The 11,408-nt window shown below is 66.8% G+C and carries 11 protein-coding genes and 1 pseudogene; 6 read left to right on the top strand and 6 right to left on the bottom strand.

Annotation, left to right across the window (positions count from 1 at the left end; genetic code table 11):
* Window positions 1–38: 38 nt before the first annotated feature.
* Together OG595_RS22785 and OG595_RS22780 are read left to right on the top strand one after the other, a co-directional pair.
* A complete protein-coding gene (locus OG595_RS22785; RefSeq protein WP_329274821.1) occupies window positions 39–416 on the top strand; it encodes a LuxR C-terminal-related transcriptional regulator in 378 nt (125 codons plus the stop codon).
* A gap of 273 nt (window positions 417–689) precedes the next feature.
* Window positions 690–1,136 carry a helix-turn-helix domain-containing protein gene (locus OG595_RS22780; protein WP_329274818.1) on the top strand — a complete coding sequence of 149 codons (447 nt, stop codon included), beginning with the start codon at window positions 690–692 and terminating at the stop codon, window positions 1,134–1,136.
* A 7-nt stretch (window positions 1,137–1,143) separates the two neighbouring features.
* Here OG595_RS22780 and OG595_RS22775 read toward each other — a convergent pair whose 3' ends face one another.
* Complete coding sequence (locus tag OG595_RS22775; protein ID WP_329274815.1) at window positions 1,144–2,427, bottom strand: adenylosuccinate synthase; 1,284 nt, start codon at window positions 2,425–2,427, stop codon at window positions 1,144–1,146.
* 195 nt (window positions 2,428–2,622) lie between these two features.
* Between OG595_RS22775 and OG595_RS22770 the strand changes: the two genes are divergently transcribed.
* On the top strand, window positions 2,623–3,510 hold the full coding sequence (locus OG595_RS22770) for a diacylglycerol kinase (RefSeq protein ID WP_329274813.1): 888 nt from the start codon (window positions 2,623–2,625) through the stop codon (window positions 3,508–3,510).
* A 107-nt stretch (window positions 3,511–3,617) separates the two neighbouring features.
* On the opposite strand, the gene eutC is transcribed toward OG595_RS22770, so the two are convergent.
* Window positions 3,618–4,478: an ethanolamine ammonia-lyase subunit EutC gene (gene eutC, locus OG595_RS22765; RefSeq protein WP_329274811.1), complete on the bottom strand. Its 861-nt coding sequence runs from the start codon at window positions 4,476–4,478 to the stop codon at window positions 3,618–3,620.
* Window positions 4,475–5,878 carry an ethanolamine ammonia-lyase subunit EutB gene (locus OG595_RS22760; RefSeq protein ID WP_329274808.1) on the bottom strand — a complete coding sequence of 468 codons (1,404 nt, stop codon included), beginning with the start codon at window positions 5,876–5,878 and terminating at the stop codon, window positions 4,475–4,477. The genes eutC and OG595_RS22760 overlap by 4 nt, the downstream gene beginning before the upstream one ends.
* 154 nt (window positions 5,879–6,032) lie before the next feature.
* On the opposite strand from OG595_RS22760, the gene OG595_RS22755 reads away from it, so the two are divergent.
* Window positions 6,033–7,562 (top strand): APC family permease, encoded by a 1,530-nt coding sequence (locus OG595_RS22755; RefSeq protein WP_329274804.1) that lies wholly within the window; start codon window positions 6,033–6,035, stop codon window positions 7,560–7,562.
* Between the two features lie 100 nt (window positions 7,563–7,662).
* Here OG595_RS22755 and OG595_RS22750 read toward each other — a convergent pair whose 3' ends face one another.
* Window positions 7,663–8,169: a GbsR/MarR family transcriptional regulator gene (locus OG595_RS22750; protein ID WP_329274799.1), complete on the bottom strand. Its 507-nt coding sequence runs from the start codon at window positions 8,167–8,169 to the stop codon at window positions 7,663–7,665.
* Window positions 8,170–8,242: 73 nt separating this feature from the next.
* Here OG595_RS22750 and OG595_RS22745 point away from each other — a divergent pair.
* Window positions 8,243–8,389: pseudogene (locus OG595_RS22745) on the top strand (ABC transporter); the annotation flags it as partial.
* Window positions 8,390–9,451: 1,062 nt separating this feature from the next.
* Here OG595_RS22745 and OG595_RS22740 read toward each other — a convergent pair.
* Together OG595_RS22740 and OG595_RS22735 are read right to left on the bottom strand one after the other, a co-directional pair.
* Window positions 9,452–9,679 carry a DUF397 domain-containing protein gene (locus tag OG595_RS22740; protein ID WP_443073114.1) on the bottom strand — a complete coding sequence of 76 codons (228 nt, stop codon included), beginning with the start codon at window positions 9,677–9,679 and terminating at the stop codon, window positions 9,452–9,454.
* Between the two features lie 2 nt (window positions 9,680–9,681).
* Complete coding sequence (locus OG595_RS22735) at window positions 9,682–10,581, bottom strand: helix-turn-helix domain-containing protein (RefSeq protein WP_329274796.1); 900 nt, start codon at window positions 10,579–10,581, stop codon at window positions 9,682–9,684.
* Window positions 10,582–10,789: 208 nt separating this feature from the next.
* Here OG595_RS22735 and OG595_RS45410 point away from each other — a divergent pair, with 208 nt between their 5' ends.
* A complete protein-coding gene (locus tag OG595_RS45410; protein ID WP_443073113.1) occupies window positions 10,790–11,215 on the top strand; it encodes an ATP-binding protein in 426 nt (141 codons plus the stop codon).
* Window positions 11,216–11,408: the final 193 nt, after the last annotated feature.

The raw sequence follows: 11,408 nt of genomic DNA, 5'->3' as shown, positions 1-11,408 counted from the left end.
ACGACCTCCCATCAGCCAGAGGACACCGAGGAACCGTCATGTACACCGCAGAATCTTTGACAACATCCCACCACTTCGCCGCCGGCCGGCAGACGGCCCTGATCCACCATCATGTCTGGGACGCCGCTCTGACCCTGGTGCCGCTGTTATCCGGGCGTGAACTCGATGTCTTCCGGATGCTGGCGAAGGGGTCGTCGAACCGGGCCATCGCGACCCAGCTGGCCATCACCGAGCGCACCACCAAGGCCCATGTCGCCCAGATACTGGCCAAACTCGCAGTCGAGTCCCGTCTCCAGGCCGGCATCGTCGGGTTCGCCTGGGAGATCCTCACCCACGGCGGCACGGTCCCCTGCGCCACCGATCCGACCAGATGCCACACCCTGAGCGCTTCTCGACCTCACGCCGGGAATGCGTGATTCTCCGAGCAGAGCCCCATGGCCCGCGTAACGGCTGTCCCCTGCCGACCCGTCCGCCGAGAATCCGCACTGCGGACGGTCCCACCACGCCCGTTTCCGCATGTACCCAGAGGCACCCCTTCGGCGCCCCGAGTTCGCCGAATGCGTCGAATACGCCAAAGACGCCGAAGACTTGGAGTGCTTCGACTACACCACAATGAAGCACAAGAAACATGAGAAGCACAAGAAGCACTGGGTGCCCGGCTTCACGGATTCCACAGGAATGCGGGCTTCGTGGGCGGCCTGGCATTCGCCGAGGCCACCGGCTGGGTGGAATCCAAGGTCTCACGGCTGGAGAACGGCAAGCGGAATCCCGGCGAAGACGACATCCGTACCTGGTGCACCACACCCAACAGGCAAGAACACATCGACGAGTTGTGGCTCGAATGGCGCCGCCAGTTTCAGACCGGCGCAGAGCAGCGGCAGAAGAAAGCCCTGCCGGTCCACGCCGAGGCCTTCGCTCTCCTGAAGCAGTCAGCGCTCTACGGCACGGCCGTCCGAGACCCGGTCCTCACCGCCGGCCGCCAATTCGATCAGCTGCCGGGCGCCCAGGAGAGCACCATGCGGCCCGCACTCCCGCATGGGCCGCCGTCGGTCCAGGAGGCTGCGGGGCGGATGCGCGGCCCCCGATGCCTCTCCGGCAGCCGACGCTGGAGCGGTGCCGGCTGCCGGAGAGGGTGAGAAGCGGTCAGATGAACGAGTTGATCTCGATCGTCTCCGTGCGCCCCGGGCCGACGCCGATCGCCGAGATCGGTGCGCCGGACATCTCCTCCAGGGCCCTCACGTACGCCTGGGCGTTCTTCGGGAGGTCCGCGAAGGTCTTGGCCTTCGTGATGTCCTCCGACCAGCCGGGGAGGGTCTCGTAGATCGGCTTCGCGTGGTGGAAGTCGGTCTGCGAGTACGGGAGTTCCTCGACGCGCTTGCCGTCGATCTCGTACGCCACGCAGACCGGGATCTCCTCCCAGCCGGTGAGGACGTCGAGCTTGGTGAGGAAGAAGTCGGTCAGGCCGTTCACGCGGGTCGCGTAGCGGGCGATGACCGCGTCGAACCAGCCGCAGCGGCGGTCGCGGCCCGTGGTGACGCCCCGCTCGTGGCCGATGCGGCGCAGCGCGTCGCCGTCCTCGTCGAAGAGCTCGGTGGGGAAGGGGCCGGCGCCGACGCGGGTCGTGTACGCCTTGAGGATGCCGATGACCCGGCTGATCTTCGTCGGTCCGACACCCGAGCCCGTGCACGCGCCACCGGCGGTCGGGTTGGAGGACGTGACGAAGGGATAGGTCCCGTGGTCGATGTCCAGGAGCGTGCCCTGGCCGCCCTCGAAGAGGACCACCTTGTCGTCGTCGAGCGCCTTGTTGAGGACCAGGACGGTGTCGGCGACGTACGGCTTGAGCCGGTCCGCGTAGGTGAGGAGTTCCTCGACGACCTGGGCGGCCTCGATCGCCCGGCGGTTGAAGACCTTGGTGAGGAGCTGGTTCTTGCCGTCCAGCGCCGCCTCGACCTTCTGCGTCAGGATCGACTCGTCGTACAGGTCCTGGACCCGGATGCCGACCCGGTTGATCTTGTCGGCGTAGGTCGGGCCGATGCCACGGCCCGTGGTCCCGATCTTCCGCTTCCCGAGGAAGCGTTCCGTCACCTTGTCGACGGTCACGTTGTAAGGCGTGATGATGTGAGCGTTACCGCTGATCAGGAGCTTGGACGTGTCGACGCCTCGCTCGTTCAGCCCGTTCAGCTCGGAGAACAGGACCGACGGGTCGACGACGACGCCGTTGCCGATGACGGGTGTGCATTCAGGTGTGAGGATTCCGGAAGGGAGGAGGTGCAGGGCGTACTTCTGATCGCCCACGACTACCGTGTGGCCGGCGTTGTTGCCGCCCTGGTAGCGCACCACATAGTCCACAGACCCGCCGAGCAGGTCCGTGGCCTTCCCCTTACCTTCGTCACCCCACTGAGCACCGAGCAGCACAAGTGCGGGCACGCGCGTACACCCCTTCCGGGCGGGGCATGTCCAAGGCCAGGGGCGTACGCGTCTGAGCTCACGGCTCATGCCTCGTACACCGGCGACCATCGTCGGCCGCAACCCGTCGGACCCGGATGCCCCGGAATAGACCAAGCCCCTGGCGCAATAGCGCAAGGGGCTCTTGCACAAAGATGCTACCCGAGGAAGCGAGGCATGACCGAGGTGGCGACTTCCGACCAGCTCTTCGTGGTCATCGACCCGGTCGCCCGGCGGACGGACGGCGAGTCTGTACGAATTGCGAAAGACGTGCTCAGCGCGGGTGCGAGGACAAAGGTGTGCCTCCCGGAAAGTCCCGAGGAATTCGCTCGGGCACTGGCCAGGAGGGGGTCCCGGAGGCCGGTGGTGATCGGCGACGACCGGGCCCTGCTGCGTACGGTGGCCCTGCTGCACCGGCAGCGGGAACTGGCCGGATGTGCACTGTCGATCGTCCCGGTGGGCGCGATCGGAGTGCTCTCCCTCACCCGCTCCCTCGGCGTCCCCACGGGCGCGGTGGCCGCGGCGCGGGCCGTCCTGGAGGGCGCCGAACGCCGCCTGGACCTCCTCGTCGACGACAGCGACGGAGTGGTGGTGGGCGCGGTGCGCATCCCGGCGCTACGAGGGCCGGCGACCGACGGCTCCGAGGAGGCGGAGGCGGATACGGGGGCCGCGGCTCATCCCTGGCTGCGGAGCTGCCAGTCCCTGGTACGGACCCTGGCGGCACGGCCGGCCCGAGGGGCGCGGGGAGCCCGGGTGGCCCCACCGGCGGGCGGCCCCGGGCCCTCGCGACTGCGCGTCGAGGTGGACGGGGTGACCCTCGTGGACCTGGACCAGCCGGTGGAGGCGGTCACACTGAGGCCAAGCCTGTCCGGGGGCGCCCGGGTGGAGGTCCGTCCGGTGTCGGTGGGCGCGGAGGCGTCCCCGCTGGGGGCGGTGGGGGTGCGGGTGACGGTGTCCGGGGCGGATTTCCGGTATCGGGCGGACGCGGGCCTGGTGAGCGGGCCTGTGCGACGGCGGACGTGGGTGGTGCGGGAGGGGGCTTGGGGGCTGACGTTGCCGGGCTAGCCAGATCTGGCCTGGAGGGTTTCGCCCCCGCCGCCCTCACCCGCCCCGTCCCGTTCCTGGGGGCTGCGCCCCCAGGACCCCGCTTCGGCCCTGAAGGGGCCTCGTCCTCAAACTCCCCCGGAGGGGGGACCCCCGGAAGGGCCGGAGATGCCGGCCGGCGCCGACATGTCAGCCCCTCCGGCGTTCGAGGAGCGGGGGTTCGGGGGCAGGAGCGGCGGGGGCGAGTCCGACTCGTCCTTCAGGGCCACCCCCGTCAGCCCCAGCTCCCGCGCCCTCGCCATCAGTGTCGCCAGTTTCGCCGCCGCCGTCTCGTAGGTCAGGCCCAGCGGGGGGCGGATGTTGGACAGGCAGTTGCGGTCCGCGTCCGTGGTCGTGCCCGGGCGCGGGGCGTACGTCAGATACGCGCCCAATGAGTCCGCCGCCGACATGCCGGGGCGTTCGCCGATCAGGACGACCACCATCGCGGCGCCCATCGCGTGGGCCACGTCGTCGCCGAGGGCCACCCGCGCCTGCTCGGCCAGGATCACCGGGGCCACCCGCAGCCCCGGTTCCAGCAGTGCCGTCGTCGCCCGCACCATCGGTGCCGCGTGCTCGTGCACAGCCCGGCTGGACAGGCCGTCGGCCACGACGAACACCAGGTCCCAGTCGCCGCCGGGGAGGTGGGCGCGGTCGATGTCGTCGAGGCGGCGCCCCAGGTCGGGGCGCTGGAGGTAGGTCAGCCGGTCGCCGGCGGCGCTGCGCACCCGTACCGTCGGTTCGCCCGTCAGGGCGGCGGCGACGACCTCCGGTTCGAAGGGCGAGTGCACCGCGTCCCGGGCGGCGGCATGCGCGGCCTGCAACTCCAGGCGGTGGCGGGTGGGGAGGGCAGAGCCCGCGCGGCCGAGGCCGATCCGGGCCTGCGTGTGCCGCCGTAGCGCCGCCCACATCGTGAAGTCATCGGCCACAGCAGTCAGTTGACGATCCGTCATGCCGCCAGTTCCTTTCCGATCGCCGTCAGCGGATGTGCCGTACCGGAGACGTCCCGGATCGCTCCCCGCTCGTCCAGCAGGCCGATGCCGTCCAGCCACGCCTCGAACTCCGGCGCCGGGCGCAGCCCGAGGACCTCGCGGAGGTACAACGCGTCGTGGTACGAGGCGGATTGGTAGTTGAGCATGATGTCGTCGCCGCCCGGCGTGCAGATCACGAAGGACGCGCCCGCGACCCCGAGCATGGTGAGCATCGTCGCCACGTCGTCGTCATCGGCGTCGGCGTGGTTCGTGTAGCAGATGTCCAGGCCCATGGGCAGGCCGAGCAGCTTGCCGCAGAAGTGGTCCTCCAGGGCGGCGCGGAGGATCTGGCGGCCGTCGTAGAGGTACTCGGGGCCGATGAAGCCGACCACGGTGTTCACGAGCAGGGGGTCGTAGCGCCTGGCGACCGCGTAGGCCCGCGCCTCCACGGTCTGCTGGTCGACCCCGTGATGGGCGCCGGCGGACAGTGCGCTGCCCTGCCCGGTCTCGAAGTACAGGGCGTTGCGTCCGACCGTCCCCCGGTTCAGCTCCCCCGCCGCCGCGTACGCCTCGTCCAGCAGCCCCAGGGTCACTCCGAACGAGGCGTTCGCGGCCTGCGTACCCGCGATGGACTGGAAGACCAGGTCGACCGGCGCTCCCCGCTCCATCAGGTCCACGCTCGTCGTGACATGGCACAGCACGCAGGACTGGGTGGGGATCCGGTAGCGCTGGATGACCCCGTCCAGCAGTTCCAGCAGGTCGCGTACGGCCTTGGGGCTGTCCGTCGCCGGGTTGATCCCGATCACGGCGTCGCCCGACCCCAGCAGCAGGCCGTCCAGCAGCGCTGCCGCGACGCCCGCCGGGTCGTCGGTCGGGTGGTTGGGCTGGAGGCGGGTGGCCAGCCGCCCGGGCAGCCCGATGGTCGACCGGAAGGCGGTCACCACCCGCACCTTCCTCGCCACCGCGACCAGATCGGCGTTCCCCATCAGCTTGGACACCGCCGCCACCATCTCGGGCGTCAGCCCCGGCGACACGGCGGCCAGCGCCTGGGCGTCCGCCGCCTCCGACAGCAGCCACTCCCGGAACCCGCCCACGGTCAGCGCGGCCACCGGCGCGAAGGCGGCCAGGTCGTGCGTGTCCACGATCAGCCGGGTCACGTCGTCGTCCTCGTACGGAATCACCGGCTCGGCGAGAAATTGAGCCAGCGGCACCTCCGCCAGCGCCCAGCGCGCCGCGACCCGCTGCTGCGCCGAGTCTGCGGCGAGGCCGGCCAGCCGGTCGCCGGAGCGCTCGGGGCTCGCGGCGGCGAGCAGGCGCGCGAGGGAGTCGAAGCGGTAGCTGTGGCCGCCAAGAGTGGAGGTGTACGTGCTGTACGTGCTCATGGCGACGACCGTACGAGCCACGTGTTGCGGTCAGATTTCTAAAGGTCTGGTTGACAAACATTTAACGCGCCGACACCCTTGACCGACTCATTCGGGCTACAGAGTTCCACCCCACCGGCAGTATGCGGAAAAGCAACCAGGAAGGGGCCACCCGATGGCAGTGGACGAGGGCGTAGCCCCGGCGGAAGAGACGGGCACGGGGACAACTCCCGGCGACGGCGGCACGGTTCACCGGCTGAAGCCGAACGCTATCGGCCTGCTGGGCGTGGTCTTCATGGCCGTCGCCACGGCCGCGCCGATCACCGCGATGACGGGCAACGTGCCCTTCATGGTGTCGTCCGGCAACGGCATCGGCGCCCCCGCGAGCTATCTGGTCGCAATGGTCGTCCTGGCAATCTTTGCCGTCGGCTTCACCTCGATGGCGAAGCACATCACGTCCACCGGCGCCTTCTACGGCTTCATCTCCTACGGCCTCGGCCGCACGGTCGGCCTCGCCTCCGGGCTGCTCGCCACCTTCGCGTACGTCGTCTTCGAGCCCGCCCTGATCGGCATCTTCTCGGTCTTCGCGACCACGACCGTGGAGGACCAGACGGGCGTCCACGTCCCCTGGTGGGTGTTCGCGATCGTCATGCTCGCGATCAATGCCACGGGTACCTGGTTCGGGGTGTCGGTGGCCGAAAAGCTGCTGGTCGTCCTCCTCGGCACCGAGGTGACGATCCTCGCCGCGATGGCGATCTCGGTCGCCCTGCACGGCGGCGGCCCGAACGGCTTCACCTTCGGCCCGGTCAACCCCGTCAACGCCTTCCAGGGCACCAGCGCCGGCCTCGGCCTCTTCTTCGCCTTCTGGTCGTGGGTCGGCTTCGAGTCGACCGCGATGTACGGCGAGGAGTCCCGCGACCCGAAGAAGATCATCCCCAAGGCGACGATGATCAGCGTCCTGGGCGTCGGCGTCTTCTACGTCTTCGTCTCCTGGATGGCCATCACGGGCAACGGCGAGGCGGAGGCGGTCAAGGCGGCCTCGTCCTCGAACCCCCTCGCCCTGTTCTTCAACCCCACCGAGCACTACGTCGGCCACTGGGCGGTCGTCGTCATGCAGTGGCTCATGATCACCGGCTCACTGGCCTGCGGCATGGCCTTCCACAACTGCGCCGCCCGCTACATGTACGCCCTGGGCCGCGAGGGCGTACTCCCCTCCCTCAAGCGGACCATCGGCCGCACCCACCCCGACCACGGCTCCCCGCACGTCGCGGGCTTCGTCCAGACGATCATCAGCGCCCTCCTGCTGCTCGGCTTCTGGGCCGCGCACAAGGACCCGTACACGGGTACGTACGTCCTGCTGGCCATTCTCGGCACCATGGCGATCCTCGTCGTCCAGGCGATCTGCTCCTTCGCGGTCCTGGCCTACTTCCGCAAGAACCACCCCGAGAGCCGCCACTGGTTCCGGACGTTCACGGCCCCGCTCATCGGCGGCCTGGCGATGCTCGCGGTGGTGGTGCTGCTGGTGTCCAACATGGGCGTCGCGGCGGGCACGGAGTCCGGCTCACTCGTCCTCAAGTCGACGCCATGGCTGGTCGCCCTGATCGCGGCGGGCGGCATCGGCTACGCCACCTACCTCAAGCACCGCGCCCCCGAGCGGTACGCACTGCTGGGGCGGACGGTGCTGGAGGAGACCAAGGAGCGGTAACGGTAGGCGAGTTGAGCACATGAACGTGCACATGAACGTGAACGTGGACTGAGCACAGCCAGGACCTTCGGGCAGGGCCCCGACGCGCCGCCACCGCGCGTCAGGAACCCTGCCCGAAGGTCTTTGCGCGCTCCTCGTGCCACCGGTCCATCAGCCGGGTGAGCTCGCCCTCCAGGTACTCGAAGAAGGCGAGCGTCTCGGCGATGCGCCGGCCGCCGGGTGTCTCGGCGCCGAGGCTGTCGACGCCGACGCGCAGGGTCTGCTCCCAGCGTTTCAGGATGGCGTCGCGGTTGGTCAGCGCCTCGTACCACTGGTCGCTGTGCACCCGGTACCGCTCGCGCCGCGAGCCGGGTTCGCGCTCCCGCGAGACCATGTGCACCTGGGACAGATACCGCACGGCGCCGGACACCGCGGCCGGGCTGACCCGGAGCTGTTCGCCGAGTTCGGCCGAGGTAAGGGCGCCGGCGTCAGAGGCGAGCAGTGCCGCGAAGACCCGGGCCGCCATGCGCTGCATCCCGCCCTCGACGAGCTGGGCGGCGAAGCCCTCGACGAACTTGGACACCGCGTCGGGGTCCCGCCCGCTCTCTGCCGCACCCGGTTCCGTCATACGCCGAGTGTAACTGTCATTCATACACTTCCTTAACTTCACAAATTTCTGAAGTAAGCGTACGTTCGGAAACATGACGAAGGCCAGCCCCGCTGTCGAGGTGTCCGGACTCCACAAGTCGTTCGGGAAGACGCATGCCCTGGACGGCCTCGACCTCACCGTCGAGACCGGCGAAGTGCACGGTTTCCTCGGCCCCAACGGCTCCGGAAACCCGATTACAGGCTTGGGGCTCAATTTGTGACCTACTTGTGATCAAGGTCTGTGTGGCTTTGTCCGGGTTCCAACAGGACTGTCAGCCTTGCTCGTTGGGCGTCTGACAGTGGGGGCGACGCGTCGACGATAGCGGCTATGGCCGCGTCTCTGACGCGCTCGCCCTCCGTCCGGTCCGGCTGCCCATGCTCGACCTGAGAGGCTGCGAGAGGGCGCCCAGGGGCGCGGCTCGACGCCTCCCCAGGGGGCATGTCGCAGTCGCGCGAGGGACCTTGATACACGGTTACCTCTCTCGGTCCACGTGGACTGTCTGAGTGGCCGGGTAGTCAACGAGAGATTCAATCTCTCCGGTCGCACAATTCGTCATGCAGCATCGAACGACTTTGCCTCGCTGGGCTTTACTGTGCGCGCTCACACGCGCTATCGGATAGCCGGCCTGCGTGCAGATCACGTCACCATTTGCGATTCCCCCCGCAGTCATGGTGATAGTCATTGGATTACTCCAAACTTGCTTATCAATGTTGTGACAGGGTCGCGCGCCGTTCTCGCTAGCTTGAGTGCGCGAGGCTTGTGCGCGCGGCCCTGCCGCTTGCTGTCTGCCACCTGTGCCCACTTGCGCGCCATGTCCTGGCAGACCTACCGGTAACAGTCTGGCAAGGGGCATAGGTGTATCCCCAAGCGGCTCTTTCAACCGGCCCAAGATATGTGGGTATGTAGAGGGGCCCTAAACGTCGGTCCTAGGTTGGCCGTTCCGTTTAGCGACTCTGCGGCTTGCAGTCTGCAAACCGTCTCTCTGCGAACAACCTTGAAACTGCTGGTGGCATGTGTCAACCGTCACAGGCAAGTAAATTTGCCGATCAAGGGAGAGGGGCCCCAACTCCCCAGCGGCCAAAGGGAATCACGCCCCAAAAAATCTTAAAGCGCAGGCAATCTTGAATGCGCAAGTATTGAGGCTCGTACGCCCCTGGGGAAAGGGGACAACGCCTGTCCGCCATGTTCCGCAGGCCATAGGCAGACAACGCAAAGGCGCCCCCCGCCCAGCAACGGACGGGAGGCGCCTGGGTGCGGCTAGCTACTCGCCAAGCAAGTGATCGAACTCGCCTGCCTTGACGCCTGCAACGAACGCCCGGAACTCAGCCTCCGTGTAGGCGAGCGCCGGACCGGTCGGGACCTTGCTGTGTCGGACAGCGACGCCCCCAGCGTGAGGCGCAGTCTCGACGCAATCGCCGTTGGCCCCGGACGCGGATGCCTTCTGCCATTCGACGTCAAGCGCCGAAGCATCCTTGATGATGTGTTCCACTATTACCCCTTGCGGTAACGGTCTGCGTATCTGCCGATCATCTGTACTGATTCCGGCCCTGTAAGTGCCTCTTTCATAAGGCGCCGGAATAGGTCGCTATGCCACTTGACCCGTTTGGCGTCCTCAAGAAATCGGTTCTCTGTGTACCCCTCCACATACACAATGTCAGGTTCCCAGCGTTCGGGAAAAGACAAGATAACGAACGGGCCGAAGAGTGACGCGTGAGTTGATGACTCCTCACGCAGCACTTGAATATTTGTGTTATGCGGGTTGTTGGCGCATCGCTCTAGCAAGCGGTCGAGTTGATCCGCCATGATTTCGGGCGAGCCGATCACGTGACGGAGCACGGACTCACTTATCACGCCCCAAAACATGGGAGGGTTAGGGCGTTCGAAAACCTCTTGCCTGCGCGCACGAATTGCTAGCCGTTCCTCGCGTTCCTCCGTTGGGATATCCGTCAAGTGCTCGCCCAGCACTGCGGACGCGTAGTCATGCGTCTGCAACAAACCTGGCACAAGCATTGGTTGGGCGCTATACATGCTTTCAGCGTCGCCCTCGTATGCGATGTAGTCCGCGTATTCGACGTTGACCACGTCACGCACTTGGGTCTCCCAACCGCGCTCATTCCCCTTGCGTTTGAGTTCAATGATCTTGAGCCGAACGGTTCCGTCCGGCCCCTTGTCCTTGACCCCGTACAGGGTGAACAACCGCTCTAGGTCTACCTCTGAGATCCCCAGGCGCCCAGTCTCGATGCGGGACAGCTTGGAAGGGTCCCAACCTAGGACTCCCGCCACCTTGCGTAGAGAGCGATCCTCCGCAGGCAGCCGCTCAAGCCGCAGTGCCTCAAGGGCGTGCCCTAGGCGTACTTGACGCGCCGTTGGCTCTGTGAAGCGTGACGCCATGCCGTGTGTCCTCCCGTCTCTGACCTGGGCAAACAGTGTCAACCCTGTAGCCGGCCCAGGGCACTTGAGCATCCCCCATGTGGGGGAGGTTCGCCAACAACGTTGCAAAGGCGCCCCCGCATGTGCAACGTTGTTAGCCGCCCAACCGCCTGTGACCGGACGCCAACCGTCCGCACACAGGTCCCCATGAGGCACCTAGGGGTGAGCTATGCCCGAACAGTCCACGCGTCGCCAGTATCCCACTCAAGCCGCAGCCGTACGCCAAGTGCGTACGGACGTACGAGCCTTCCTCATAGAGCGTGGAATTTCTGACGCTAGCGATTCTGCAAGCGCTATTGAGCTTGTCGTTAGCGAACTCGCGACGAACGCTGTCCGGCATAGCGAATCCGGGTTGGCGTTCTACGTGTCCTTTGAGTTTGTGGGAGACATATTCCATGTCTCTGTGAGGGATCACGTAGACGCCCCTCTTGGGCTAGGGCCGCAGGCTCGTACCGCGACCACACATGCGGAAAGTGGCAGGGGCCTATTTCTTGTCGAGACGGTTGCGAGCGCCTGGGGGTGGATTCCGGAAGTTGTAGGCAAGACAGTTTGGGCAGAGGTGGAAGTCAAGACACCTACAGAGTTGGCAGGGTGACATGTACCGCGTAAGACACATCGATGATCCGGAGGGCCAGACACACATAACCTCCGGTCCCGCCATTCGAGCAATGGCGGGAATGATCCGGGCGTTAGAAATGACGAGAGGCGAGGCGCGCGCATTCAACGCCTGGTTTGAGTGGCGCAATTACCGCTCCGTCGGTCTTGCTCTCTGGCATGGCAAGGCCTAC

The sequence above is a fragment of the Streptomyces sp. NBC_01451 genome (assembly GCF_036227485.1).
Classification (GTDB): domain Bacteria; phylum Actinomycetota; class Actinomycetes; order Streptomycetales; family Streptomycetaceae; genus Streptomyces.
Note: the sequence above shows the minus strand (reverse complement) of the source record. Positions and strands in the feature narration are given on the sequence as shown.

What these genes read in the sequence shown, in the direction of transcription:
- OG595_RS22785 (WP_329274821.1), top strand. Translation starts at nt 39, where the DNA reads ATGTACACCGCAGAATCTTTGACAACATCCCACCACTTCGCCGCCGGC.
- OG595_RS22770 (WP_329274813.1), top strand. Translation starts at nt 2,623, where the DNA reads ATGACCGAGGTGGCGACTTCCGACCAGCTCTTCGTGGTCATCGACCCG.
- eutC (WP_329274811.1), bottom strand. Translation starts at nt 4,478, where the DNA reads ATGACGGATCGTCAACTGACTGCTGTGGCCGATGACTTCACGATGTGG.
- OG595_RS22760 (WP_329274808.1), bottom strand. Translation starts at nt 5,878, where the DNA reads ATGAGCACGTACAGCACGTACACCTCCACTCTTGGCGGCCACAGCTAC.
- OG595_RS22755 (WP_329274804.1), top strand. Translation starts at nt 6,033, where the DNA reads ATGGCAGTGGACGAGGGCGTAGCCCCGGCGGAAGAGACGGGCACGGGG.
- OG595_RS22750 (WP_329274799.1), bottom strand. Translation starts at nt 8,169, where the DNA reads ATGACGGAACCGGGTGCGGCAGAGAGCGGGCGGGACCCCGACGCGGTG.
- OG595_RS22735 (WP_329274796.1), bottom strand. Translation starts at nt 10,581, where the DNA reads ATGGCGTCACGCTTCACAGAGCCAACGGCGCGTCAAGTACGCCTAGGG.
- OG595_RS45410 (WP_443073113.1), top strand. Translation starts at nt 10,790, where the DNA reads ATGCCCGAACAGTCCACGCGTCGCCAGTATCCCACTCAAGCCGCAGCC.